Origin of the sequence: Pseudomonas sp., from assembly GCF_049653025.1 — a bacterium.
Taxonomy (GTDB): Bacteria; Pseudomonadota; Gammaproteobacteria; order Pseudomonadales; family Pseudomonadaceae; genus Aquipseudomonas.
In genome coordinates this window covers 68,469-94,138 of record NZ_JBASFM010000019.1, presented here as the reverse complement: position 1 = coordinate 94,138, position 25,670 = coordinate 68,469, and the positions used below count along the sequence as shown (strand labels likewise).

25 protein-coding genes are annotated in these 25,670 nt (G+C 62.5%); 8 read left to right on the top strand and 17 right to left on the bottom strand.

Annotated elements, in window-relative coordinates:
- Positions 1 to 4 precede the first annotated feature (4 nt).
- Entirely contained in the window at positions 5 to 538 is a 534-nt protein-coding gene (locus tag WBK23_RS16355) for a hypothetical protein (RefSeq protein WP_424484983.1), read from the top strand.
- A 33-nt stretch (positions 539 to 571) separates the two neighbouring features.
- Here the strand turns inward: WBK23_RS16355 and WBK23_RS16350 are convergent, their stop codons facing one another.
- The 3 genes from WBK23_RS16350 to WBK23_RS16340 all read right to left on the bottom strand — a co-directional run bounded on the left by WBK23_RS16350 (position 572) and on the right by WBK23_RS16340 (position 2,698).
- Positions 572 to 805, bottom strand: a complete 234-nt coding sequence (locus WBK23_RS16350) for an anti-sigma factor family protein (protein WP_424484982.1) — start codon at positions 803 to 805, stop codon at positions 572 to 574.
- On the bottom strand, positions 799 to 1,407 hold the full coding sequence (locus WBK23_RS16345; protein WP_424484981.1) for an RNA polymerase sigma factor: 609 nt from the start codon (positions 1,405 to 1,407) through the stop codon (positions 799 to 801). The genes WBK23_RS16350 and WBK23_RS16345 overlap by 7 nt, the downstream gene beginning before the upstream one ends.
- A 169-nt stretch (positions 1,408 to 1,576) precedes the next feature.
- Positions 1,577 to 2,698, bottom strand: coding sequence for a beta-ketoacyl-ACP synthase III (locus WBK23_RS16340; RefSeq protein ID WP_424485037.1), 1,122 nt, complete (start codon positions 2,696 to 2,698; stop codon positions 1,577 to 1,579).
- 536 nt (positions 2,699 to 3,234) lie between these two features.
- Here WBK23_RS16340 and WBK23_RS16335 point away from each other — a divergent pair.
- Positions 3,235 to 4,803, top strand: coding sequence for a response regulator (locus WBK23_RS16335; RefSeq protein ID WP_424484980.1), 1,569 nt, complete (start codon positions 3,235 to 3,237; stop codon positions 4,801 to 4,803).
- A gap of 49 nt (positions 4,804 to 4,852) precedes the next feature.
- Here WBK23_RS16335 and WBK23_RS16330 read toward each other — a convergent pair whose 3' ends face one another.
- Positions 4,853 to 5,818 carry a lipin/Ned1/Smp2 family protein gene (locus WBK23_RS16330; RefSeq protein ID WP_424484979.1) on the bottom strand — a complete coding sequence of 322 codons (966 nt, stop codon included), beginning with the start codon at positions 5,816 to 5,818 and terminating at the stop codon, positions 4,853 to 4,855.
- A 255-nt stretch (positions 5,819 to 6,073) separates the two neighbouring features.
- Between WBK23_RS16330 and WBK23_RS16325 the strand changes: the two genes are divergently transcribed.
- Both WBK23_RS16325 and WBK23_RS16320 read left to right on the top strand, forming a co-directional pair.
- Complete coding sequence (locus tag WBK23_RS16325) at positions 6,074 to 6,685, top strand: LysE family translocator (RefSeq protein WP_424484978.1); 612 nt, start codon at positions 6,074 to 6,076, stop codon at positions 6,683 to 6,685.
- 54 nt (positions 6,686 to 6,739) lie between these two features.
- Positions 6,740 to 7,468 carry a substrate-binding periplasmic protein gene (locus tag WBK23_RS16320; protein WP_424484977.1) on the top strand — a complete coding sequence of 243 codons (729 nt, stop codon included), beginning with the start codon at positions 6,740 to 6,742 and terminating at the stop codon, positions 7,466 to 7,468.
- 22 nt (positions 7,469 to 7,490) lie between these two features.
- Here the strand turns inward: WBK23_RS16320 and WBK23_RS16315 are convergent, their stop codons facing one another.
- Positions 7,491 to 8,807: an FAD-dependent oxidoreductase gene (locus WBK23_RS16315; protein WP_424484976.1), complete on the bottom strand. Its 1,317-nt coding sequence runs from the start codon at positions 8,805 to 8,807 to the stop codon at positions 7,491 to 7,493.
- A 221-nt stretch (positions 8,808 to 9,028) separates the two neighbouring features.
- On the bottom strand, positions 9,029 to 9,787 hold the full coding sequence (locus tag WBK23_RS16310) for an SDR family NAD(P)-dependent oxidoreductase (RefSeq protein ID WP_424484975.1): 759 nt from the start codon (positions 9,785 to 9,787) through the stop codon (positions 9,029 to 9,031).
- Between the two features lie 144 nt (positions 9,788 to 9,931).
- Between WBK23_RS16310 and WBK23_RS16305 the strand changes: the two genes are divergently transcribed.
- The gene (locus tag WBK23_RS16305) at positions 9,932 to 10,834 is read left to right on the top strand and encodes a LysR family transcriptional regulator (protein ID WP_424484974.1); all 903 of its coding nucleotides are present in this window, start codon (positions 9,932 to 9,934) and stop codon (positions 10,832 to 10,834) included.
- A gap of 23 nt (positions 10,835 to 10,857) precedes the next feature.
- Here WBK23_RS16305 and WBK23_RS16300 read toward each other — a convergent pair whose 3' ends face one another.
- Together WBK23_RS16300 and WBK23_RS16295 are read right to left on the bottom strand one after the other, a co-directional pair.
- Positions 10,858 to 11,283 carry a 3-isopropylmalate dehydratase gene (locus WBK23_RS16300; protein ID WP_424484973.1) on the bottom strand — a complete coding sequence of 142 codons (426 nt, stop codon included), beginning with the start codon at positions 11,281 to 11,283 and terminating at the stop codon, positions 10,858 to 10,860.
- Between the two features lie 98 nt (positions 11,284 to 11,381).
- Entirely contained in the window at positions 11,382 to 11,819 is a 438-nt protein-coding gene (locus tag WBK23_RS16295) for an HIT family protein (protein WP_424484972.1), read from the bottom strand.
- A 134-nt stretch (positions 11,820 to 11,953) separates the two neighbouring features.
- Between WBK23_RS16295 and WBK23_RS16290 the strand changes: the two genes are divergently transcribed.
- Both WBK23_RS16290 and WBK23_RS16285 read left to right on the top strand, forming a co-directional pair.
- Complete coding sequence (locus WBK23_RS16290) at positions 11,954 to 12,658, top strand: glutathione S-transferase N-terminal domain-containing protein (protein WP_424484971.1); 705 nt, start codon at positions 11,954 to 11,956, stop codon at positions 12,656 to 12,658.
- Between the two features lie 110 nt (positions 12,659 to 12,768).
- The gene (locus tag WBK23_RS16285) at positions 12,769 to 13,341 is read left to right on the top strand and encodes a hypothetical protein (RefSeq protein WP_424484970.1); all 573 of its coding nucleotides are present in this window, start codon (positions 12,769 to 12,771) and stop codon (positions 13,339 to 13,341) included.
- A 103-nt stretch (positions 13,342 to 13,444) separates the two neighbouring features.
- Here WBK23_RS16285 and WBK23_RS16280 read toward each other — a convergent pair whose 3' ends face one another.
- Positions 13,445 to 14,140 (bottom strand): tRNA (adenine(22)-N(1))-methyltransferase, encoded by a 696-nt coding sequence (locus tag WBK23_RS16280; protein WP_424484969.1) that lies wholly within the window; start codon positions 14,138 to 14,140, stop codon positions 13,445 to 13,447.
- Positions 14,141 to 14,354: 214 nt separating this feature from the next.
- Between WBK23_RS16280 and WBK23_RS16275 the strand changes: the two genes are divergently transcribed.
- Positions 14,355 to 14,681 (top strand): hypothetical protein, encoded by a 327-nt coding sequence (locus tag WBK23_RS16275; protein WP_424484968.1) that lies wholly within the window; start codon positions 14,355 to 14,357, stop codon positions 14,679 to 14,681.
- Between the two features lie 254 nt (positions 14,682 to 14,935).
- Here the strand turns inward: WBK23_RS16275 and WBK23_RS16270 are convergent, their stop codons facing one another.
- The 8 genes from WBK23_RS16270 to WBK23_RS16235 all read right to left on the bottom strand — a co-directional run bounded on the left by WBK23_RS16270 (position 14,936) and on the right by WBK23_RS16235 (position 25,665).
- Positions 14,936 to 15,760 carry a substrate-binding periplasmic protein gene (locus WBK23_RS16270; protein ID WP_424484967.1) on the bottom strand — a complete coding sequence of 275 codons (825 nt, stop codon included), beginning with the start codon at positions 15,758 to 15,760 and terminating at the stop codon, positions 14,936 to 14,938.
- A 97-nt stretch (positions 15,761 to 15,857) separates the two neighbouring features.
- The gene (hrpA, locus tag WBK23_RS16265) at positions 15,858 to 19,910 is read right to left on the bottom strand and encodes an ATP-dependent RNA helicase HrpA (protein ID WP_424485036.1); all 4,053 of its coding nucleotides are present in this window, start codon (positions 19,908 to 19,910) and stop codon (positions 15,858 to 15,860) included.
- Between the two features lie 135 nt (positions 19,911 to 20,045).
- A complete protein-coding gene (locus WBK23_RS16260) occupies positions 20,046 to 20,255 on the bottom strand; it encodes a cold-shock protein (protein WP_424484966.1) in 210 nt (69 codons plus the stop codon).
- A 225-nt stretch (positions 20,256 to 20,480) separates the two neighbouring features.
- Positions 20,481 to 20,669 carry a 4-oxalocrotonate tautomerase gene (locus WBK23_RS16255; protein ID WP_090251538.1) on the bottom strand — a complete coding sequence of 63 codons (189 nt, stop codon included), beginning with the start codon at positions 20,667 to 20,669 and terminating at the stop codon, positions 20,481 to 20,483.
- 146 nt (positions 20,670 to 20,815) lie between these two features.
- A complete protein-coding gene (locus WBK23_RS16250) occupies positions 20,816 to 22,651 on the bottom strand; it encodes a GldG family protein (protein ID WP_424484965.1) in 1,836 nt (611 codons plus the stop codon).
- A gap of 8 nt (positions 22,652 to 22,659) precedes the next feature.
- Positions 22,660 to 23,394 (bottom strand): ABC transporter permease subunit, encoded by a 735-nt coding sequence (locus WBK23_RS16245; RefSeq protein WP_424484964.1) that lies wholly within the window; start codon positions 23,392 to 23,394, stop codon positions 22,660 to 22,662.
- Positions 23,391 to 24,314, bottom strand: a complete 924-nt coding sequence (locus tag WBK23_RS16240; RefSeq protein WP_424484963.1) for an ABC transporter ATP-binding protein — start codon at positions 24,312 to 24,314, stop codon at positions 23,391 to 23,393. Before WBK23_RS16240 ends, WBK23_RS16245 begins: the two co-directional genes overlap by 4 nt.
- 181 nt (positions 24,315 to 24,495) lie before the next feature.
- A complete protein-coding gene (locus WBK23_RS16235) occupies positions 24,496 to 25,665 on the bottom strand; it encodes an iron-containing alcohol dehydrogenase (protein WP_424484962.1) in 1,170 nt (389 codons plus the stop codon).
- Positions 25,666 to 25,670: the final 5 nt, after the last annotated feature.

Below are 25,670 nucleotides of genomic sequence, written 5' to 3'. Positions count from 1 at the left end.
CCCCATGAAAGCCCAGCTCGAAGAACTGATCAGCAAAATAAGCTCGGGCTGCATGCTGGCGGAAGACGTCGCGCGCATCGCCGATGAAGCGGCGCAAGCCTATGCCGACCCGCAGGCCTTTCTCGCCGCCAACCCGGACATCAACTACGACGACAGCTTCCCGATTCCGCTGGGCGAATGGGTGGTGGTCGGCAGCCTGCCGGAAACCGTGCTGTTCCAGGCCGACAGCTACGACGCGCTGTTCCAGCAAATCACCGATTCGTTCGGCCCGGAAGTGAGCTTTGTACTCAAGCCCAAGCAACTGGTGAAAGTCGAGCCACTGAAAGCGCTAAACCGCATCCAGGTACAGCTCGCAAGCCTGTCGCCGGAAACCCAGGGCTATGTGTTGCTGGATTTCAGCGAGCCGCTGGACGACGAACTACAGGTCGTACTGGTTTACAGCACTGACCTGGTGCGGGTGATGGAGCTGGCAGTGGAAGTCGGCATCTACGCCGCACCGGCCTATGAGGCGCTAAAAGCCGCGCAAGAAGCCGAGTAAAGCGACAAGTGAGCCAGGCCGACGACCTGGCTATCAGGAGTTATTGCGGCGCAACTCGGCCAGCTTGGCGGCCAACGCATCCAGCTCGGCGCTCTGCCCTGGCGGCAGTTGCCGCAATACCGCCTGGCTCAGGCGCATCTGCCGGATAAACCGCCGGCAATGCTGACACATGGCCAGGTGCAGGCGCACCGACATGCGCTTGCGCAGGCCGAGCTGACCATCGAGGAACTCACTGGAGCGGGCCACCAATTCCTTACAGCTCAACATTGGCCGGTCTCCTCAAAATGCTCCAGGGTGGCGAATACCTTGAGCCGCGCGCGGTGCAGCAGCACCCGCACATTGGAGAGCGAGACCTGTAAAAGATTACAGATCTCCTCCAACTCCAGTCCTTCACGCTCACGCAGGTGCAATACGCTGCCCTGCAGTTCGGACAGGCTGGCCAGGGTTTTCTCCAAGCATTCGCGCAACTCGTCCTCGGTCAGCAGTGCCTCCGGCGAGTCGTGGTGCCAGGCATGCGGGGCCAGCAGCCAGTGGCCATCGCCACTGAAGCGCTCATCACCGATCGTGCCGTGGGGCGACGGAATGTCATCCAGCAGCACTTCGCGGCGGTTGTGCTTGAGCCGGGTTTTCGCGGTGTTGGCGGTGATGGTCAGTAACCAGGTTTTCAGGCTGGAACGGCCCTGAAAGCCGTCCAGATTGCGCACCACGGCCAACCAGGCGTCCTGCACCACTTCATCGGCATTACGACTACCGACTATGGCAAACGCCACCGCACGCATCGCCCCCTGATAGGTGGCGACCAGCTCGCGAAAGGCCTTCTGCTCACCAGCCCGCAGGCGGGGAAGTAGGTCAGCTTCATCTACCGGCATAGTCAAAATCGCCTTAAGGGCGTAGCGAGCGCAGGGCAGGCCGCGAAACGCAGTAACAGCCGAAGGCTGTTCAAACAGGCGAGGACGCGGAGTTTACGAGTTGTAAATGAGCAGTCCGAGCCTGTTTTCAACGCAGCATCCCCAAGCGCAGTAGACATTAAGGTGATTTTTAATGCTTGCGCAGGATCACGCTACCAATCGAATAGCCCGCGCCGAACGAGCTGAGCACGCCCAGGGCACCGCTTGGCAGGTCGTCCTGATGTTTGTGCAGGGCAATCACCGAGCCGGCCGAGCTGGTGTTGGCGTAGGTGTCGAGAATCACCGGCGCTTCGCCTGGCTCGGCGTCGCGGCCGAGCAGCTTGCGCGCGATCAGCAGGTTCATGTTGAGGTTGGCCTGGTGCAGCCAGAAGCGCTTCACATCGCCGACGTTCAGCTGGTTTTCCGCCAGGTGCGCGGCAATCAGCTCGGCGACCATCGGGCAGACGTCCTTGAACACCTTGCGGCCTTCCTGGACGAACAGCTTGTCGCGCGCGCCGATGCCCTCTTCCGCGCAGCGGTTGAGGAAGCCGAAGTTGTTGCGGATGTTGTTGCTGAACTGGGTGATCAGCTTGGTGCCGACGATATCGAACTGGTAGTTCGAGGTAGCCAGGTCGGCGCGCTCGATGATCACCGCGGTGGCACCGTCACCAAAGATAAAGTGGCTGTCGCGGTCGCGGAAGTTCAGGTGGCCAGTGCAGATTTCCGGGTTGACCATCAGAATCGCGCGGGCCTGACCCAGCTGCACGCTGTTGGCGGCGGCCTGGATGCCGAAGGTGGCCGAGGAGCAGGCCACGTTCATGTCATAGCCGAAGCCCTGAATGCCCAGTGCCGCTTGAACTTCAACGGCTACCGCCGGGTAGGCGCGTTGCAAATTCGAGCAAGCGACGATCACCCCGTCGATATCGGCGGCGGTCTTGCCGGCACGCTCCAGCGCTTGCTTGGCTGCGCCGACGGCCATCTCACAGAGGATGCCCCACTCGTCATTGCTGCGCTCAGGGAGGCGCGGGGCCATGCGCTTGGGGTCAAGAATGCCGGCCTTATCCATGACAAAGCGGCTCTTGATGCCCGAGGCCTTTTCGATAAAGCCGCTGCTCGACTCGCTCAGCGCTTCGACTTCGCCGCGGGCGATGGCGGCGGCGTTGTCGGCATTGAATTGCTGCACATAGGCGTTGAACGACTCGACCAACTCATCGTTGGAAATACTGTTTGCCGGGGTATAGAGGCCGGTACCACTGATCACGACGTTATACACGCTCATTCCTCTTGTTCTTCGACGCCCGTGGCGACTGGATGACGGTTGCACTCCGGCGACTAGCCAGTGGTGCGAATACGGAGCAGGTGCGGTTCGAGACCAGCAGGACACACAGCACTGCAAAATGCAGAGTGTGCCATAGCCCGGGCCCATGACGCTGCCATGCTAAAGCGGCAACAGACTGACGGCCGCTATGCTGCTTGTTGTAAAGATGCCCGATCACGCGGCGAAGACACAGCACACTGCGGGCATTATCGGGAAAGTAACGGTATTTCAGCAAATTTGCAGAGCAATTCCAGCCCCTCAGGCAGGCCCGCACAAAAGGCGTTTTCAGGGTGCTGTCAGGCATTCCCCTGCGGCTTCCGGCCAAGCATGCCCCCACAGAATGCCAGCAGCTGATCGCTCCCCATCGTGCAGGACGCCGCGCAAATTCTGATCCAGACTGAGCTGAACCTGCATCAGGCAGAACACACGCCAGTGGGAGATGGCTGGACCACCCTGACTGCTGCGCCAACACCCCCACCGAGGATGCCGACATGTTCGCCGCAAATACCATTTTCCTAGTGGTCGACGATGTCGAATCCATGCGCAAGATCAACGCCGCCCAGCTGCGCACCCTCGGTGCCAACCAGATACTCCTGGCCAACAATGGTGCCGAGGCCTTGCGCATCCTCACCCGCCAGCCGGTGCACGTGATCCTCTCGGACTGGAACATGCCGGTGATGGACGGCCTGGAGCTGCTGCAGACGGTGCGCGCCCACCCGCGCCTGGCGCACCTGCCGTTTATCATGATCACCGCCGAATCCGACCGCGCCCAGATCATTCAAGCGGCAGAAGCCGGCGTCAGCGACATCCTGCTCAAGCCCTATACCAACCAGGAGATGGGCCTGCGGGTCGAGCGCGCCATGCAGCGGCTACCGCGCGAGCCCGCTGCGACCCGCACCACAGCAGCCAGCCCCGAGGGATCCGCGGCCCCGCCAGAGCCGGTGGCACAACCGCGCGCGAAGCAGCGCCCCACCCTGCTGGTGGTGGACGACATGCCGGACAACCTGCTGCTGATCTCCGGCCTGTTCCAGGACGAGTTCCGCGTGCGGATCGCCCACAACGGCCAGAAGGCGCTGGACATCTGCACCTCGGACGACCCGCCGGACCTGCTGCTGCTCGACATCATGATGCCCGGCATGGACGGTTTCCAGGTGGCCCAGCAGCTGCGCGAGCACCCCACGGCCTGCAATCTGCCACTGCTGTTCATCACCGCCATGACCGATTCCGCGTCCCGCCTGAAGGGCCTGGAGCTGGGGGCCGTAGACTTCGTCAGCAAGCCGATCGACCCCGTGCTGCTGCAACTGCGGGTACGCAACCTGCTGCGCTATGTGGAATTGCACAAGAACCTGCAGACCGACTACGACAACATGCTGGAACTCAGCCGCCTGCGCGAGGATGTCGAACGCATCACCCGTCACGACCTCAAGGGCCCGCTGGCGGGGATCATCGGCCTGGTGCAGAACCTGGCCAGCGAATGCACGCTGAAGCCGCAGCAGGCCGAAATGATGCGCCTGGTGGAAGAAAGCAGCCTGCAGCTGCTGCAGATGGTCAACCTGTCCAACGAGCTGTACAAGATCGAAACCGGCCGCTTCCAGCTGGACGCCAAACCGGTCGAGCTGGCTCAGATGCTCCGCCGCCTGCTGCAAATCACCGGAGCGGCCTTCGCCGAAAAGGAGCTGCAACTGGACCTGCAACTGCCGCCGGGCAATCCCCCACAGGGGCTGGGCGATGCGATGCTGTGCTACTCGCTGCTGCAGAATCTACTGAAGAACGCCTGCGAGGCCGCCCCACCACAGAGCCAGGTGAGCGTCCGACTGAACCAGGAGCAGGGATGGGTGCAGGTGTGCATGGAGAACCACCCGGCCGTGCCGGCCGAGATCCGCGAGCGTTTCTTCGACAAGTTCGCCACCTACGGCAAACAGGGGGGCACCGGCCTCGGCACCTACTCGGCGAAGCTGCTCAGCGAGGCGCAGCGCGGCCGGCTGGAGTTGCAGGCCGATGACCAGACCGACCAGACCCGGCTGATCTTCTCCCTGCCGAATGCTGCAGACAGCCCCTAACGCCGACCCCAATGGCCCGCTCGCCTTGCGCGAGCGGACCGCTCACTGATCAGTTGCAGCTGGCGTTCGGGGTGCCGGCCACCACGCTACTGAAGTGGTAACTGTAGTCGCCATAGATAGGCTGGGTGCCACTGGCACCGGCATTCTCACCGATGATCCAAGTCTGCGCCTTGGGGATACCGCCATCGGCATAGGCGGCGATATCGGTCGTGGCATTACCGTAGGCGCGCACGATGTTCAGCCCGACCTGCTCACGCAGGTACTTCACGTAGTTGGTCTTGTGCGCCTGGGTATCCGGCGGAATGGGGCCAGCGCCGTAGGGGTTGGCGCGGTAATGCCACTGCGGCAACTGCTGATAAGTGAACCACTCACGGGCATCCTTGGTTACCCAGTACGGCCGCGCGGTGAGAAACACCAGCTGGTAACCCTTGTCGCGGTAGGCGCGCACCGTCTCGGCAGCGTAGTAATAGGCCTGCGCGGTCTTGACCCCGAGGTAGTCGGCGTAGGCCTCGAAGTCGTTGATGGTCAGGGTGCCGTCGATATCGAAGAGCACCGCCGGACGGTTCGGGTCGACCACACTGAGGTAGCCATCCACCTGGCTGAGGTCGCCCTCAACCACCAGGCGTACGCGGTACTCGCCCACCGCACGGGGGCCGGCGTTGACCTGGATCTTGCCATCGCTGTCGGTGGTGTAGCGGCCCAGGTAACTCCAGCCGCTCATGCCGGTGCCATACAGGTAGGCATGCACATACTCGCCCTCGAGATCCTTGTGCAGCACCGCGTCGTAGTCAAACTTGGCGGTGATGGTCGCCGCCTGGCCGCTACGCACCATCTGGTCGTGCGCCATATGCCAGGGTTTGTACAGGCCAGCCAGCACCGTGTTACCAAAGCTACGAAAGCTCTTCTTCGTCGGCTTGCTAAAACTGGGCGGATTGGCGGGGCTGGTGAAGTCGGGACACTGCGCGCCGACATTGGCACTGACGGCAAGCAGGGTGAAGAGTGCGAGTGCACGCATGAGGATTGTCCTTGTGGATATTGTTTTTGGAATGACCACGCCCCAAGAGTCAGGGGTGTGTAAACGCTAAACAGCTTTTGTTAACCGCGCATGACATTCCCCGCTAACCCAACTTTCGGCTGGCCCTCTCGCGACTCCACGGGTCGCGTCAGGATCGGCGATGGCAAACTGGCACTGAGCGCCTTAAGCTGTCGCCAACCGGGGCCGGAGTAAGCGGCCCCAATTTGCGGAACCTCTCCTAGCGACGACTTGAGCATGGCCCTGCACACCTGGCTGCTGTACCTGTTTGCCGTCACCGGTCTGGCCCTGACGCCCGGCCCCAATAGTTTGCTAGCCCTAAGCCACGGCGCGCTCTATGGTCATAGACGCACCCTGTGGACGGTCAGCGGCGGCGTACTCGGCTTTACCCTGCTGATGGCGCTGTCGATGCTCGGCATCGGCACCTTGCTGCAAGCCTCGGCGCAGGCCCTGACCATCCTCAAGTGGCTCGGCGGCGCGTACCTGATCTGGCTCGGCATTCAACTCTGGCGTGCGCCGGCGCTGCACCTGAGCATGGCCGACAAAGCGGCAGACAGCAGCGGCGCGAAGCTGTTTCGCCAAGGCCTGCTGTCGGCCCTGTCCAACCCCAAGGTGATTCTGTTCTTCGGCGCGTTTCTGCCACAGTTTCTCGACCCGCGCGGCGACCTCTGGCTGCAGTTCGCGGTGATGGCACTGACCTTTGCCGTGGTCGAAGGCGGTGTCGAATACCTGCTGGCGCGCATGGCCCACCGCATTCGACCGTGGCTGCAACGCACCGGCAAAGGCTTCAACCGTTGCTGCGGTGGCATGTTTGCGCTGATGGGTGCCGCACTGCCTATCGCCCGCTGAACCCGCCACGCGCCACGGCACATGCCGAGCCCTAGCCGATAAGGATCAGTCCTGGTGCCCAAGCTGCTGTCTGCACTCCTCTGGCTGGTGCTGAGTGGCAATGCCAGCGCCGCAGAGCGAGCGCTGCGTTTCTCGATCAATGACAGCTGGGCCATGCCCATGGTGCACATCGAAAACGGCCGTGCGGTCAGCGGCATCCTGGTCGACCTGCAAAGGCGCATGGCCGCCAAAGTCGGACGCCAGGCCGAACTGCTGGTGATGCCACGCATGCGCGTGCAGCACGCGCTGGAAACCAACGAAATTGATGTGCGTTGCTATGTCAGCCCGAACTGGGTCAACAGCGGCCACTACCGCTATATCTGGAGCCTGCCCTTTATGACCCAGCGCGACCTGCTGGTAGGCAGCAAAGCCGCAACTCTGCAACCCGAACAACTGCTCAATGAGCGCCTCGGCACCGTGCTCGGCTTTACCTACTTGCGCCTCGACCCTTTGTTCGCCAGTGGCCAGATACAACGTGAAGATGCCCGCACCCAGGATCAGGTGCTACTCAAACTGAGCGCCAAGCGCTATCGCTATGCGGTCAGCAACGACCTGGCGCTGCACTGGTTCAACCGCACCCGTCGCGCCGCAGACAAACTCCACGAACTCAGCGAAATAGCCTCCGACCCGATCGCCTGTATCATCCGCGACGCCCCGGACGTACCGACCATGGAGCTGCTACGCGCCATGGTGCAGATGAAACAGGCCGGCGAATTCGACGCCATATTGGCGCGTTACCGCTGAGGTACAGCGCAGCCGAGCGCTATCACGCAGGGCTCACCAGAGCGCTGTCTGCCGGTTCGGACTGAGCAGCGGCCGCCTCAGCCTGCCCATCCCACACTTGCAGCGGCCTCGCCGCGCCATTCAGCAGCCAGCCACTACGACCGCCCACCAGGGTGCTGACGGCATGCGCGCGGCCCAGCGGGTTGTGCCGCGCCAGCAACAACACGCTGTCGCGCAGCCAGGCAAGGCTGCGGCTATGGGATTGGAACAGCGGCGTAAGCAAGCGGCTGGCCTGACGGTAGTAACGCAGGTGATCACGCCGGCTGCTGGCGTAGGCAGTAAATACTGCAGACCAGTCGCAGTCGATTGCTGCGCGCTGTGTAGTGACTGCGGCGGACAATGCTGCCGCATCGACCAGCGCCATATTCGCGCCCTGGCCCAGCTGTGGGCTCATGGCGTGGGCGCAGTCGCCGATGGCGATTACCCGGCCGTCGTGCCAGCGCTGCATGCGCACATCGGCATACACCGCTTGGCTCAGTTGTTCAGGCTGCTCGATCAACTGTAGAAAGGGCTCGGCAGCGCTGCCGGCCAGTTGCCGAACCTGGGCTTTCCAGGCCATCAGCCCGGCCGTGCGCCAGGCATCGAATTGCGCCACCGGCAGGCTCCAGAACAGGCTGCTTAATGCTTGCTCGCGGTTATGGTGGGTGCGCCCGGTGGGCATGATGCCGAACATCTGCGCACAGTGCCGGTACCACTGGCGCAGGTCGCTGGAGTCGCTGTCCGCCGGGGTCGGCACAATGCTCCACAGCGCGCCCCAGGGATAAGGCTGCAGCCATTGTTTGACCTGCATCTGCCCACGCAATACCGAGCGCACGCCATCGGCCAGCACCAGCGCGGCGAACTCGCCGAATGGCTGCTCGACACCCTGTTCGTCCTGGCGATACAGCTGCACATGGCTACCGTGCTGCCTGAAACGACTGATATGCACGCCGGTTTCAACCTGCACACCGGCCTGCCGCGCCGCATTGAACAAAGCCGTCAGCAATACACTGCGATGAATGCCCATACCGAAACTGCCGGGCTGCCAGTGCGCGTAACGGGTATCGAGAATCACCCGGCCATTGCCCGCCGTGCCATATAAGCGGCTGACAGGAGCGCCCAGGCTGCTGCATTCGGCAAACAGCCCGAGCTGCTGCAACACCGCCAGCCCCGAGGGTTGCAACAACACCCCGGCACCCACCGGCTGCAACTCCGCTACCCGTTCCAGCAGACGCACGCTAAAACCCTGGCGAGCGAGAAACAGCGCGGTGGCCAACCCCGCCGTACCAGCCCCGACAATGGCAATCGGAAATCCCTTCACGATCCGTCTCCGTTAATTAACCGAGCGGATTCTACCCTTGCCGCTTGCCTGAGCGCCCGCGCACATCAGCGCAGCGCTTCAGAACCTGCTTACGATCTCGCGAGCTAGAGCGAGACAAGGCAGAAATGGCCGAGGGCGCGGAGTTTACGGGTTGTAAATGAGCAGCCCGAGGCCATTTCTAACGCCGTATCGCCGACGCGCAGCAGATCGTAAGTAGGTTCTCAGAGGAACATGCCGCCCGAGGCTTCTATCCGCTGCCCGGTGATCCAGCGACCACCGTCGCTTAACAGCATGGCAATCGCCCCGCCGATATCGTCCGGCAGGCCGACCCGGCCCAGGGCCGTATTGGCCGCAATAAAGGCATTGACCTGGCTGTTGTCGCGCACCATACCGCCACCGAAGTCGGTCTCGATGGCACCCGGAGCCAGCACATTGACGCTGATGCCACGCGGGCCCAGCTCCTTGGCCAAGTAGCGCGTCCACACTTCGATGCCGCCCTTCATCGCCGCATAGGCGGCATAGCCCGGCAGGCTGAAACGCGCCAGGCCGGTGGAAATATTGACGATACGGCCCTGCTCGGCAATCAGCGGCAGCAGCTGCTGAGTGAGGAAGAATGGGCCCTTGAGCTGGATATTCACCAGCTGATCGAACTGCGCCTCGCTGGTTTCAGCAAAGCTGGCGTGAATGCCGATACCGGCGTTGTTGATTAGAAAGTCGAAATCGCTGCGGCCGAAAGTGCTCTGCAACCCCGCTGCCACGGTGCTGGAAAACGCGGAAAAACTGCTGCTCTGGCTGACATCCAGCTGCAGCATCAGCGCACGCGCGCCGAGCTGCTCGATCTCAGTCGCCAGGCTCTGCGCATCAACCGCCTGGCTGTGATAGGTGCCGATGATGTCGATGCCCTGCGCCGCCAGATGCAGCGCCGTGTTGCGCCCCAGGCCGCGGCTTGCGCCGGTGATCAATGCGATTTTACGGGTCATGTGCGTGCTCCCTTGAGTCAGTGACTAGTCGTGTCGTGGTTGAAATCAGTGAGCACAGGTTATTGATCGCATCTAACCGGATAAACTCAACAAAACTGAAAACACTGATCATCAATAACGAACAATCCAGCGGAGCCGCTGCCCATGAATACCCTGGAACTGCTGCGCACCTTTGTCCGTGTCAGCGAGCTGGCCAGTTTTACCCAGGCCGCCGACAGCCTCGGCCTGCCCAGGTCGAGCGTGTCGCAGCAGGTGCAGAGCCTGGAAACCCTGCTCGGCACCCGCCTGCTGCACCGCACCACGCGCAAGGTGCAGCCAACCCAGGACGGCCTGGTGCTGTATGAGCGCAGCAAGGACATGCTGGCCAATATGGATGAGCTGGAAAGCCTGTTCCGCCAGGACGGCGCGCAGCTTAGCGGCCGCCTGCGCATCGATATGCCCACCGGCCTGGCGCGGCGCTTGGTGGCACCGCGCCTGGGCGAATTTACCGCGCTGCATCCCGGCATCGAACTGGAGATCAGCAGCAGTGATCGACGTGTCGACCTGGTGCGTGAAGGCTTCGACTGCGTGCTGCGCATCGGCGTGGTCAACGAGCCCAACCTGATCGTGCGGCCGCTCGGCCAGTTGCCCATGGTCAACTGCGCCAGCAGCGCTTACCTGGCGCGTTATGGCACGCCGCAGAGCCTCAGCGACCTGGCTGAGCATCGGCTGATCCATTACGTGCCGGTGCTCGGCAGCCGCTCAGACGGTTTCGAATACCTGGCCGGCGACACGCTGCAACAGCTGCCGATGGCGGGGAATGTCACGGTGAATAACGTCGATGCCTATGAAGGCGCGTGCCTGGGTGGCCTGGGCATTATTCAGGCACCGCTGCTTGGCGTCAGCGAGCTACTGGCCAGCGGGCAGCTGCATAGCCTGTTGCCGGATTACCTGCCACCGCCCATGCCGCTCAGCCTGCTCTATGCCCAGCGCCGCCATCAGCCGCAGCGGGTGCGGGTATTTATGCACTGGCTGGAAGCCTTGCTGGCCGAGCACACCGGCACCTGACAGGCAGGCACCGGCGGCGCGACTTACTGCTTGGCCGGCAAGATATCGAAACCCTTGCGGTTCTCGCTGATGATGCGGAAATCCTGCTGCGAGCCGGCTTCCACTTTCACCGCTAGCTCACGGCGCAGGCGGCCCATGCCGCACAGTGTGTCGTCCATTTCATCGATGCCGATGCCCAGTACCCGTGTACCCACCGGGACTTGGAAGTTGGCTTCTTCGCCCACGCCGATCCGCGCGGCCACCTTGCGGTCTACCAGAATCGCCACATAGCAGCCTGCACCCATGCCGCCAAAATCCCGGTTGACGCGTAGCTGCCCGCCCTTGCTCAGCGGCTGCTGGTAACCGAGTAGACGGTCGCCCGGCACCTGTTTGATATGTTCCGGGGCAGCCTTCCAGGATGAGCAGCCAGCCAACAGCAACAGCGATAAAGCGGCACCAATCAATCGCATGGGAGCCCTCCATGGGCGCAAGGAATAGCAAAGGAAAACGCGCTTGAGTATTGCCCCAGCCGCAGCCGGCCTCAAGTACCGATACGCACGCCGCCGACTCAGCCGGCGATGCGTTGCAACAGGCGCGCCTGCAACGCGGCCAACTCTTCCGGCGAAGCCTTGCCGCCGGCATGCACGCTGAGCGTCTCACCCGCGAAGCGCGGCACGATATGCATATGAATGTGAAACACCGTCTGCCCAGCCGGCGCGCCATTGAACTGCGCCACCTGCACCCCGGCCGGCTCGAGCTCATCAATCAGCACGCGGGTCAGCTGCTGCACCACCACCATCACCTTGGCCAGGCTGTCGCTATCGATCTCCAGGATATTGCGCGCCGCCGCGCGCTTGGGGATCACCAGCGTATGGCCATAGGACTGCGGAAACACATCGAGGAAGGCCAGCACATCCTCATCCTCGTACAGCTTGTAGCAAGGCGCTTCGCCACGAATGATCTGGGCAAAGATGTTCTGCGGATCGTAGATACCGTGCAGGCTCATCAGGGTTCTCCGTTAACCAGCGGTTGAGATGGGCTCAACCATAGCGGTTTCTCGCCTGCGGGAAAAACCCATGACCTGACCAATTGGCCAATCGCCGCTATCCTGGCCCTTTCGTCACTCAGGCCGGAGCGCCCATGTCAGACCTTTCCGCTTACCCGATCATACGCAAATGGCCCGCCACCCAGCCCGAGCGCCTGCAGCTTTACTCGCTGCCCACGCCCAACGGGGTCAAGGTGTCGATCATGCTGGAGGAGACCGGCCTGGCCTACGAGCCGCACCTGGTCAGCTTCGACAGCAATGATCAGCTCAGCGCCGAATTCCTCTCGCTCAACCCTAACAACAAGATTCCGGCGATCCTCGACCCCAACGGCCCAGGCGGCAAACCGCTGGCACTGTTCGAGTCCGGGGCGATTCTGCTCTACCTGGCGGAGAAAACCGGCCAGTTATTAGCCGAGGACGCCGCAAGCCGCTACGAAACCCTGCAATGGCTGATGTGGCAGATGGGCGGTCTCGGCCCGATGTTCGGCCAGCTGGGTTTCTTCCATAAATTCGCCGGCCGCGAATATGAAGACAAACGCCCGCGTGACCGTTACGTCGCCGAAGCCCAGCGCCTGCTCGGCGTCCTCGACCAACGCCTGCAAGACCGCGCCTGGATCATGGGCGAGGCGTACGGCATTGCCGATATCGCCGTGTTCCCCTGGGTGCGCAACCTGGTGGGTTTCTACGAGGCCGGCGAGTTGGTGGAGTTCGAGCGTTTCAGCCATGTGCAACGTGTACTGCAGGCCTTTGTCGCCAGGCCCGCCGTGATTCGCGGCCTGGCCATCCCCTCGCGCGGCTGAGTCCGCACGGCGGTCGGCGGATATCCGTCGGGCCGCCAATTCAACGGGTGCGCAGGCCGGAGCCGAAAGGTAATCTGCGTACCGCGTTTATCCAGGATTCCGTTGCCACCATGCGCCCGTCCCTTTTTTCTGCCGCCCTTCTCTGCGCCGCCACGCTGTACGCCGCCACCACGCACGCCAAGGTCGAGGTTGAAGCCGCGCAGCACAAAACCCTGGGCCGCGTACTGGCCGCGAAGGTCTCCGAGGACATCGCCCCCGGCGACTATGAAGCGCTGCTCAAAGGTCTCAAGGCTCACCCCGGCCAGTTCAACCGCAAGATCGTCCTGCTCGACAACATCGGCGGCAGCGCACCCGAGGCCATCCGCATGGGTCGCCTGCTGCGCGAAACCGGCTTCGACGCCCTGGTGCCGAGCAACGGCGTATGCCAAGGCAGTTGCATCTACCTGCTGGCCGCCGGCCGTAAAAAGACCGTCAGCGGCTTCGTCGGCCTGCATCGCCCGCACTACCCCAGCGGCGAGTCCGCCCTGTCGAAAATAACCCAGCACAACGTGCGCTACAGCCCCGCCGCCTACTTCCGCGAAATGAACATCCCCGACCGCCTGGCGGATGAGATGCAGAGCATCGCGCCGCACAAGATGCGTGTGCTGTCAGCGCAGGAACTGGCCAGCTACAGGCTCAATTGATCGCAGCCACCTTGCCAAGGGCGTGGGCAGAACATCGGCTGCGTTAAGCCAGCCCTTCGCCAACCGCGCCTGAATATAAACAGCCACTCCTGGCCAGGCGCGGTTACGCCAACAGTTCGATAATCCACTGCGTCTGCCGGGCAACCGTCTGCACCTTCTCCTCGGGCACCGCCTGCCGCGCTTGAGCGAAGTCGGCCAGGGTCTGCTGCTTCAAACGCAACATGCGTTGCCACTTGGCCAGGAACGCCGGGCTGCGCGTCTGCATCTGTAGCGGGCCAAAGTACAGCTCCTCGGCGCTGTACAGCACAGGGCCAGAGCATTCGGCCACGATGATTTCGTAGGCAAAGCGATTCTCCCGCAGCACTTCCTCAAAGAGAATGCGGTAGCCATTTTCCATCAGCCATTGGCGCAGCGGCTGCTCGCCGCCGTTGGGCTGCAGGATCAAACGCTCCTGACCGCTCAGGCGCGCCTTACCGCTGTCGAGGATGTCGCGAATACTCTCGCCGCCCATGCCACAGATGCTGATTGCCGTAATTGCGTCGCCCGCCTCAATCGCCGCCAAACCATCTGCCAGACGCACGCTGATGCGTTGACTCAGGTCGCTCTCACACACGCTGCACTCAGCCGCGTGGAACGGCGTCAAAGCCACTTCCCCCGCCACCGCAGCCTCGATGGCACCACGGCGCATCAATGCCACCGGCAGATAGGCGTGATCCGAGCCAATATCAGCCAGCCGCGCCCCTGCCGGCACATGCGCCGCCACACGTTCCAGGCGCATAGACAATGTCTGCTCGTTCAACTCCAACCCCTTCTCAGCATCGGCGTCCGGCCGTTGGGCCAAATCGGAGCGCGATTCTGTCGAGCAACGCCGTGCATGGCAAATCCCGGCGACCAGCGCTATGGGACTTCCCCAAATCTTGGCCTAGGAGGCAACCGGCAGTTTGCCTAAGTGATGGGCTGCTTTCGGACGGCCGTGTAGAATCCCGCGCCCCAAAAATGCAGGAGACAACACGTTGGCTATTCACTACACCGCGTCCGCGGAACATGTCGCATGTGGACGCACCGGCTCGAACCTGAGCAGCACCCAGGATGTCACTCAGGTTTCATGCAAGCTGTGCCTGCGCAGCGTTGAAAAAGGCACTGCCGAACCTGTGCGTAAAACCCCAAGCCTTGCTGAACTCCGAGCCGCCGCTAAAGCTGCGAAGGCCGCTGCCGCAACGGCTGAAATGGTAAAGCCAAGCGCCACCCTGAAACCCCGAGCCGAATGGCAGCAACGCCTGGAGCAACTGCCGGGTAGAAACCGCATCCCGCGCGGGATGGCTCGCCAGGTATTTGTTTAAGCGCTGCCGGCCGATTTCTACCTATCGCCAACGGCCGCGTTGGCGATAGGTCAAGCAGTCCTACTAGCCGGGTCTGTTAAAACCCAGTTATGCGTCAAAGCCCTATGTCTCTCGTTCGAGTGACATAGGGCTATCTGGATGATGGATTCAATCGTGCTATTCATGGCAGCCCCGACAGGCTGAGTGCTTAGTTGTGGGGTAAGAGCTTAATCGGGGAAAGCCTGGTTACTACCGCATCGCGGCCATGTCCGCTTCTACAAAGGAGACGGCAGCGCCTTCGGCTTGATATAGCGCTGCACAATCCGCGCATAACTGCCATCAAGCACCAACTCACGTAGCGCATCGGCATAGGCCTGAACAAACTCGGGGGCGGTCGAGCGCTTGCTGAACGCCACCTCCGCAGCATCGCTGGACACCACCACAGCCGTGGGTTTGATCCGGTCGCTGAGGCCGAGCTGCTGGATTTCGTAGGCACCGGTGTTTTCGTCGGCAATCACACCATCGATACGGCCCTTGCCGACCATACGCCAGAGGTTGCTACGGTTGGCCACCAACGCCACCCGCGCGGCAAACGCCGGATCATTCATCAGTTGCTCGTAGTCCGCACCGTAGGCCACGTTAATCTGCGCGCCCAGGCGGAACTCGGTGTGCTGCAACTCCAGCAGCCGCGTGGCAGGCCAACGCTGCATGGCCTGCACATACATAAACAGGATATTGCGTGAGCGCGGCAGAGTCGGGCCGGAGAAATGCGCATAGACCTCACGTTCTGGCCGGCGGAAGGCACCAGGCAGAATATCCAGGCGGCCCATCTCCAGCTCCTTGAGCGCGCGCGCCCAAGGTAGCTTGCGCAATGTGGTCTGGCAGCCGAGGCGTTCGAGGGCCGCGCGATTGACATCGACATAAATGCCGACCACCGCGCCATCCGCCGTTTGCATGCTGAACGGCGGATCATCGTCCCAGCGCAGGGTCTTCTCGCAGGCGGCTACCGCCAGGCCAGGCAGCAGCGCCAGCAGCAGAGCAAGCAATAAGCGGTGGCGCGGCAAGGGTGAGCGGCGGACATCGGCTGCAATCAAGAGCATTACTCGCGCTGACTTCGGCAAGGTTTCAGCCGAGTCTAACAGGCATATCCCACGGTCAAGCAACTCACCTGAACGGGGGCATGCCGCGCCTGATTACTCAGCCCTCGACGCTGCTCCATTGTTTGCTCAGGCGTTTGTCCGACACCGCTAGCTTGGTGCCGAGCTGCTGGGCGAACAGCGAAACGCGGTACTCCTCAAGCATCCAGCGATACAGCGTGAGCTGCGGGTCGCGCTTGCCTTCCTGACCGTGTTTGCCCAGGCGCGCCTGGTACTGCTCCCAGTAACCGGCCAACTCGCCAGCCCAGACGCGGTCGCGTTGCACCTGGCCGACGATCTTGTCTAGGCGCTGTTCGATGGCTTTCAGATAACGCGGCACTTCCTTGAGCCACTCGCCCGGGGTTTCGCGGACGAAGCCGGGATAGACCAGATTGCTCAGCTGCAGCTTGATGTCATTCAGCGCCATCGCCTGGGCCAGATCGATCTTGCCTTTAAAGCGTTTCTGCAGACCGTGCCACAACTTGAGAATTTCCAAGGTCAGCTTGGCCAGGCGTTCGGCTTCGCCTGTCCAGTCACCACGCTTGCGCTCGGCTAGAGCAGCCAGGCCAGCGCCGTCACGCGGGAGCGGCTCACTGCCTTCGAGGATGCAGCTGTCGAGGCTGGCCAGCAGGATGTCTTCGACCAGCGCATCGACACGGCCCATGTCGCGGTACAGCAGCGCCAGCTCGGTCAGCCCCGGCAGCTTGCCGCGCAGAAACTTGGCCTGCTCAGCCAGTTGCTGCAGCAGCAAGCGCTGCAAGGCACGACGGTGCTGGAACTCGGCTTCGGCCAGAGTCGGGAAACGCCCTTCCTTGACCACGCCCGCCTCCTCCACCAGCGCCGGGTAAACGGTCATGGACAAGCCGGCGACCTGCTGTTGGGTCTTCGCCGCCACTTCGCTAAAGGCCTTGGCTTCCACCGGCTGCTGGCTCTTGGCGGTTTTCGGCAGGGCCAGGCCGGCTTGGGTCGCCTCGCTAAAGCGCGCGGTCAGCTCGGCCAGATCGCGACCTTCACCCAAGGGCTTGCCCTGGTTGTCGACCACTTCGATATTCATGCGCAGATGGCTTTCGATCTGGGACGCAGACTCAGCCCAGGCTTCCTCGCTGACCCGCGTACCGGTCATGCGCGTCAGCTCGCGGCCGAGTGCTTCCGGCAGGCTGCCGTCGGCAAAGCTGATCTTGCTCAGTGCTGCGCCGACAAAATCCGGCACCGGCACAAAGTTCTTCCGCAGCGCCTTGGGCAGGCCGCGTACCAAGGCCATGCACTTGGCCTCCAGCAGGCCCGGCACCAGCCATTCCAGACGCTCCGGCGGCAGTTGCGGCAATAGCGGTGCCGGCACGCGCAGGGTTACCCCGTCACGCGGGTGATTGGGTTCGAAGTGATAGGAAAGCGGCAGGGTCAGTTCGCCCAGGCGCAGGGTATCCGGGTACTGCGCGGCGGTGACCTCCTTGGCGTCGCGGGCCAGTACGTCCTCTTCGCGCATGATCAGCAGCTGCGGATTTTTCGCGCTTTCGGTTTTGTACCAGCTGTCGAACGTCGCGCTCTGGTAGATATCCGCCGGCAGGCGCGCCTCGTAGTAGGCGAACAGGGTTTCATCGTCGGCCAGAATGTCACGGCGGCGCGCCTTGGCTTCCAGTTCGTCGAGTTTCTCCAGCAGCAGGCGGTTGGCCGTCAGGCACTTGGCGCGCGAGTTGATTTCGCCACCGACCAGGCCCTCACGGATAAACAGCTCGCGGCAGACCACCGGTTCGATGGGGCCGAAATGCACCGGGCGACGACCGACCACGATCAGGCCGTAGAGGCTGATCTGTTCGAAGGCCACCACCTGGCCGCGTTTCTTCTCCCAGTGCGGTTCGAAGTGATTTTTCTTGATCAGATGGCCGGCTAGCGGCTCGATCCAGTCCGGCTCGATCTTCGCCACCATGCGCGCAAACAGCTTGGTGGTTTCCACCAGCTCGGCGGCCATCAGCCAGACCGGTTTCTTGCGCCCGATCACCGAGGACGGATGCACCCAGAAGCGCCGCTGACGCGCGCCCTGGTAGTCGCCGTCTTCAGTCTTCTGGCCGATCTGGCTAAGCAGACCGGCGAGAATCGCCTTATGCACGGCGGCGTAGCCTTTGGCGCGCAGGGCGGCCTGGTCTTTTTCGGCCAGCTCCCGTTCTTTGTAGGAGCCAGCTTGCTGGCGATCATTTGTTGGACTCGATGACTTAGTCGCCTGAGCAACCGGATCGCGAGCAAGCTCGCTCCTACCCTGTGCGCTGTGACCTGGCGATAGCTGCAAATCACGAGTAATCAGCACCAGTTGGCGGTGTGCGTCCCGCCACTCGCGAAGACGCAGGTAGTTAAGGAAGTTCTTCCGGCACCAGCTGCGCAGCGCGCTGGAACCCAGCTCCTGGCGCTGCTGCTCAAAGCCGCGCCACAGATTGATCAGCGCGGCGAAGTCGGAATCGACATCCTTCCACTGCGCATGGGCCTGGTCGGCGGCCTGCTGACGGTCGGACGGGCGCTCGCGCACATCCTGCACCGACAAGGCGCTGGCGATAATCAGGATTTCTTCCAGACTGCCCTGCTTGGCCCCTTCCAGCACCATACGGCCTAAACGGGGATCAACAGGCAGACGCGCCAACTGGCGACCCAGCGGCGTCAGCTGACCTTCGCGATTAACCGCCGACAGCTCCTGCAACAGGTTGAAGCCATCGCTGATGGCCTTGCCATCCGGCGGCTCGATAAAGGGGAAGGCCTCGATTTCGCCCAAACGCAGATGGAGCATCTGCAGGATTACCGCCGCGAGGTTAGTGCGCAGAATTTCCGGATCGGTAAAGGCCGGACGACCGTTGAAATCTTCCTCGCTGTACAGGCGAATGCAGATGCCCGGCTCGACCCGCCCACAGCGGCCCTTGCGCTGGTTGGCGCTGGCCTGGGACACGGCCTCAATGGGCAGGCGCTGCACCTTGGCGCGGTAGCTGTAACGACTGATGCGCGCCGTGCCGCTGTCGATCACATAGCGAATGCCCGGCACGGTGAGCGAGGTCTCGGCGACGTTGGTGGCGAGGACGATCTTGCGTGCGCCCATAGGCGCGAAAATCTTCTGCTGCTCGGCCGGGGTCAGCCGCGCATACAGCGGCAGCACTTCGGTCAGGCGCAGGTTGGCCTTGCGCAGCACCTCGGCGGCGTCGCGAATTTCGCGCTCGCCGGGCAGGAATACCAGCACATCGCCGGGTCGCTTGCCTTCGGCTTTCTCGAGGGCGCTGATTTCATCCAGGGTGGAGAGAATAGCCTGATCGGCGGACAGGTCTTCTTCGACCCGGTTGCCGTCTTCGTCCTGCTCGGCGGCCAGCGGCCGGTACCAGGTGTCCACCGGGAAGGTGCGGCCAGACACCTCGACAATCGGCGCACCGCCGAAGTGCTCGGAGAAGCGCTGCAAGTCGATGGTCGCCGAGGTGATGATCAGTTTCAGGTCAGGGCGACGCACCAGCAGGGTTTTCAGAAAGCCCAGCAGGAAGTCGATGTTCAGGCTGCGTTCGTGGGCTTCGTCGACGATGATGGTGTCGTACTTTTCCAGGTAACGGTCGTGCTGGGTTTCCGCCAGCAGGATGCCGTCGGTCATCAGCTTGATCAGGCTGCGCTCGTTGCTCTGGTCCTCGAAACGCACCTGATAACCGACCAGCTCGCCCAGCGGCGTGCCGATTTCCTCAGCAACCCGAGTCGCCACGCTGCGTGCCGCCAGACGGCGCGGCTGGGTATGGCCGATCAGGCCGTGTACGCCACGCCCCAGCTCCAGGCAGATCTTCGGCAGCTGGGTGGTCTTGCCCGAACCGGTTTCCCCGGCGATCACCACCACCTGGTGCTGGCTGATGGCGGCCTTGATCTCGTCGCGCTTGGCGGCAATCGGCAGCGCATCGTCGTAACGCATGGGCGGCACGCTGAGCCTGCGCGCCTCGACCTTGGCGCGGGACGCCTCGAAGCGCTCCAGCCATTGCGCCAGCTTGGCCTCGTCCACCGGGCTCTGCTTGCGCAACTCATGCAACTGTCGGCGCAGGCGATGACGGTCGCCCAGCAGGGTCTGGTCGAGGTTTTTCAGCAGTTGGTCAACGGCGGGCGTGGCGTCGGTCATCGGGTAATCGCGGGGTGGGGTCAAGGGGAAGAGCAGGAAGGCGGCGATTGTCGCATTTTTGCCTAGGGGAAAACGACCGAAGGGCAGAAAGCAAAAAGCCCATCGGCGATGGGCTTCTTACCTCAGGGCATAGTCTTAAACAGCATCGACATCATCGGCCTGCAGGCCCTTCTGCCCCTGGGTTACCGTGTACTCGACCTTCTGCCCTTCGAGCAGGGTGCGATGGCCTTCGCCACGGATGGCGCGGAAATGCACGAATACATCCGCGCCGCTCTCGCGCTGAATAAAACCATAGCCCTTGGAATCATTGAACCACTTGACGGTGCCTGTCTCGCGCTCAGCCATTATCGGTGTCTCCAGCATGCAGTTTTTATTGTGGCGACGACCTGAGACCGGAGGCTCCGGCAGCCGTCGAAGGCCGAGTATAAAACAGCGTTTATGACTGAAAAGGACTTTTTTCCGGCAGGCTACAGGCCATACAGGACAAGCTATGCAGCGATATTCACGGAGAAGAAAGCAGGCAACAGGATGGGCTCACCGTGCAACGGATAACCCACCCCAGGCTCAACGCTAGTCGCGCTCAGACCACATCACGCCGCCGGTGGCCCAGTCGCCCTTTTTCACTTCTTCGAAGATCACATCAACCGCGCTGGCATCGCAGCCAAGCACTTTGGTCGAGGCATCGGTCAAGGCTTTGGCGTACTCGCGCTTGATCTCATCGCTGCGGCCTTCGAATATTTTGACCAGAAGGGTAGGCATCTAATAATCCTCATAACAGGTGAAACAGGACTGGTTAGATCGGTCACGGCGATCCGCTTGGCGCATATGCGCGGGGGCATTATCTGACCGGGATGACAGAAAAACAAAGGGCCGCATTAAGCGGCCCTTTGCAGGTACAGACGGAATCAGCCGTGCTTGCGCCGACGCCACAGCCACAGCGCCAGCACGCCGAGGGTCAGCACCAGCGGCACCAGGGCGATATTGAGGAACTTGAGCTTGCTGCCCAGGGCCTCGATATCGGCATTCAGCTGATAGCGCACATCGCGCAGCTCCTTGCGAATTGCCAGTTTCTGTTGCACAAACTGCTGCACCGCCGCCTGCTGCTCAGGGGTCAGCTCCAGGGCTTTGCTCGGATCATCGCTCTGCTGCAAGGCTGCCAGCTTCTGCTCGGTGTCGGCCAGTTGCGTTTGCAGGGCTTGCTCCTTCTCGCGGAACTTGACCTCGGCTTCACGCTGAATGGCGTCCACCACCTCGAACGGCCGGGTGAAGCGACCGCGCGAACGCACGCTGATCAGTGCTTCGGAGCCGGCCAGGTTGTCCAGGGCGTTGATCGCAAAACCGGCGTTATCCGCCCACGGCTGCGGAATACGCTGACCGAAGAAGTCTTGCACCTGCACCCACATGCGGTCGGTGAGCATGTCGGTGTCGGCCACCACAATCACGTTGATCGTGTCCGCCTGCTTGAGGCCATCCTTCTGCCCCTCGATGCCCTCCGGGAAGGCCGTTTGCGCCGGACCGCTGATACGTGCGGCCAGGGTATAGCGCTCACCGGTGGGTTCCAGCTCGCGGATCAGCTCTTCCGGGTTGGCCAGCATGCCAAAGCGTTTGGCATCAAACGGCATGGCGTACTGCGAACTGCGGATCAGCGGGGTGAACTGGGTTTTCGCGCCTTCCAGGGGTTCCAGCATGCCGGCGGTGGCGACCGTAACGGTTTCCAGCGAGGCGGTGCTGATGTCCTCGGCATCCAGGGCGTTCTTCGGCAGGTTCAACCAGGCGGCGTGGCGCACCGGGCGCTGGCCTTCGCCCATGCTGACCGACATGGCGTAGGAACCGTCCCCGAGTACCTTGTCCGGCACCATGCGCAGGCCCCAGGCCTTGAACAGTTCCGGCAGGTCGGAGGCCTTGTCGACCACCATCTCGCCGGGCATTTCGGCCTGGGTATCGGCCTCGCTGAACGGGTCGACGAAGGTCAGCAGCTTGCCGCCACGCAGGACGAACTGGTCGATGGCGTAGAGGGTCTGCTGCGGCAGGTTTTTCGGGTGAATCAACAGCAACACCGAGACCTTCTCGGGAATCAGGTCAACATCACGCTTGAGGCTTTCGATCTGGAACAGCTGGCGGATTTCCTCGATCAGCATCCAGGCTGGCGTCGGCTGACGCGCGGCCATATCGAAACCGCCGTTGACCTGCAGGCCAGACAGCACGCCGACCACCGGCCGCTCGGGTTTGGCCAGGCTCTGCACCAGGCGGCTGAGTTCGTATTCAAGGAACTCTTCCTGATCCAGGGCGAAGAACGGGATCACCTGGGTCTGACCTTCGGCATTCTTGCCGGCCAGGCCGAAGTAGATCGAGTCGCCGCCCTGCTGCAGCGGAATACCCTGCAGGCCGGATTCGGTGGCTTTGTCTTCGTCTGCCGAGAACGGTGCCGGGTCGATGATCGTCAGCTTGAGCTTGTCGCCGGCCTCGCGCTGATAAGCCTTGAGCATTTCCTCGACGCGCTTGGCGTAGGTGCGCAGCGCCGGCAGGTCCTTGCTGGCGGTGTCGGAGTAGAAGAAGTTCAGCTCCACCGGTTTATCCAGCTCGGCAAGGATCTGCTCGGTTCCGCTTGAGAGGGTGTAGAGCTTCTGCTCGGTCAGATCCAGCCGTGCGCCACTGAGGCTCAGGCTGGAGAACAGGTTGAACGCGAGAAACGCCAGGGCAATGAGTGCGAGCCCGGCGCTGGAAACCATCAGCTTTTTCATGGGCGGCCTCAGTCAGCTTTCTTCAGGTCGATAACCACCGCCGTCGCAGCCAACCAGGCGGCAATCAGGGTGAGGAAATACAGCAGGTCGCGCAGGTCGATCACGCCCTTGCTGATCGCATCGAAACGGGTCAGGAAGCTCAGCGAAGCCACCGCATCCACCAGCCATTGCGGCGCCCAGCCACTGAAACCGTCGAGCACCATGGGAAAACCGCTGACGATAAACAGGAAGCACACGCTGACCGCCAGGATAAAGGCGATCACCTGGTTCTTCGCCAGGGCCGACATGCACGAGCCGATGGCCAGGTAAGCGCCCGCCAGCAGCCAGCTGCCGATATAACCGGTGATGATCGCGCCGTTGTCCGGCTCACCGAGGTAGTTGACGGTGATGATCATCGGGAAGGTCAGCAGCAGCGCCAAACCGGCAAACACCCAGGCGGCGAGGAACTTGCCGGTAACCGCATCGAAACGGGTGATCGGCAGGGTCATCAGCAGCTCGATGGTGCCGCTCTTGCGCTCCTCGGCCCACAGGCGCATGGCGATGGCCGGCACCAGGAACAGGTAGAGCCAGGGATGGAAATTGAAGAACGGTGACAGGTTTGCCTGGCCGCTCTCGAAGAAGCCGCCGAGGTAGAAGGTAAACACCCCGGACAGCACCAGAAAGATCAGGATAAATACGTAAGCCAGCGGCGTGGCGAAGTAGCTCGCCAGTTCGCGTTTGAAAATCACCGGTAACTGACTCATACCACCTCCCCACGGGTCAGGCTGCGGAACACTTCGTCCAGCCGACCGCGTTCGACATTCAACTCCTTGACCTGCCAACCGCGCGCAGCGATCAGCGCATTGACCTGCGGGAAGATCACCTCGCCCGGCTTGGCCAGGATGCTCAGGCTGTGTTCCAGGTGGTTTTCTTCCACCCCGGCAACCCCCGGCAGCGCAGCCAGTTCGGTCTGATCCAGCGGCTCTTCGGCCACCAGGGTCACGGCCTGGTGGTAACGCGAGCGGCTTTCCAGCTCCAGCGGCGTACCATCGGCCAGCAGCTTGCCGTGGGCGATCACCACGGCGCGGGTGCACACCGCGGAAACCTCTTCAAGGATGTGGGTGGAGATGATCACGATCTTGTCGTAGGCCAGGCTCTGGATCAGCTTGCGCACCTGGTGCTTCTGGTTCGGGTCGAGGCCATCGGTAGGCTCGTCGAGGATCAGCACCTTGGGGTCGTGCAGAATCGCCTGGGCCAGGCCGACGCGGCGCTTGAAGCCTTTCGACAGAGTCTCGATGGACTGTTCCAGAACGGCTTCCAGTTCGACCTGGGCCACCGCCTTGGCTACCCGCTCACGCTTCGCGGCACCCTTGAAGCCACGCACCTCGGCGATAAATTCGAGGAAGCCACGCACCGTCATATCGCCGTAGCACGGCGCGCCTTCGGGCAGATAGCCGATCAGGCGCTGGGCCTTGAGGGTATCTTTCTGGATATCGAAACCAAGGATGCTGGCTGAGCCTGCCGTCGGCGCAAGAAAGCCGGTGAGCATCTTCATGGTGGTGGATTTGCCGGCACCGTTGGGGCCGAGAAAGCCCAGCACTTCACCGGGCTGAACGCTGAAGGACAGGTCGTCGACGGCGGTGTGCTGCGCAAAACGCTTGGTTAGTTTTTTTATTTCGATCATGGCCTCTCACCATTGCGGTAACAGGCCCTGCTTGCAGCCGGTACTGACGCAAGCCGGGCGCTTAAGTGCCGGCGGACTATAAGGAGTCACACGCGGGCAGCGCAAGCCAAGAACCGGCGGGTCTGTATCTGTTCGCTACAGCGCTGCTCGCCTAAGTGAGCAACGCTGGCAAGTCAGGAGATTAGAGCGTGCCGCGCAGGGCTTTTTCGAAAAGCTGGCTGTACTGCTGCGCGGTAAAGGCAATCGGGTTGGTGCCGGCGGATGGGTCAACCTCGGCCATCTGCCCGACCTGCGCGATGCGCGTGTCATCAATGCCTATTTCGCCCAGGCTGTGCGGTATGCCGACCTGCTCACGCAGTGCCATCACCCAGTCCAGCACGCCGTTGAAGCCCGGCTTGGCCAGGTTCAGATAACGCGCCATTTTCTCCATCTGCGGCTCGATGCGCTCGCGGTTGGCCACCAGCACATAGGGCATCAGCACCGCATTGAGCAGGCCGTGATGGGCGTCGTACAGCGCGCCCAGCGGATGAGCCAGGGCATGCATGGCCCCCAGGCCGCGCTGGAATGCAGTCGCGCCCATGCTCGAGGCCACCAGCATCTGCAAGCGCGCCTCAACATCCGCGCCCTGCGCCACCGAACGCGGCAGGTATTGCTGCACCAGGCGCATGCCTTCCAGGGCGATGCCTTCTGCCATCGGGTGAAACAGCGGTGAGCAGAAGGCTTCCAAGCTGTGCGACAGCGCGTCCATACCGGTGGCGGCGGTGATCTTGGCCGGCAGGCCGAGGGTCAGCTCGGGATCAAGGATCACCAGCGCCGGCAGCATGCGCGCATGGAAAATGATGCGTTTGATATGCGCGGCGTCATCGGTGATCACCGAGGCGCGGCCGACTTCCGAGCCGGTGCCAGCGGTGGTCGGCACCGCGACTACCGGAGCCATGCCGGCGACATTGACGCGGTTGCAGTTGTCGCCGATGTCCTCGAAATCCCACAACGGGCGGTCCTGCCCGACCATCAGGGCGATGGCCTTGCCGGCATCCAGCGCCGAGCCGCCGCCAAAGGCGATCACCCCGTCATGCTTGCCGGCCTTGAACGCGGCCACTCCATCCATCACGTTGCCGCCGGTGGGGTTGCCCTTGATGCCATGGAACAACCCGGCCTTGAGGCCATCATCGCGGCAGTGCAGCAGCGTGCGGTCGATCATCGGCAAGGCTGCCAGGCCAGGGTCGGTGACCAGCAGCGGCGCGCTCATGCCCAGTTGCCGGCAGGCCGCCGGCAGTTCGCTGATGCGGCCCGCGCCGACACGCACCGAGGTCGGGTAATTCCAGTTCATGCGGTAGTGGTTCAGGTCCATGGCGC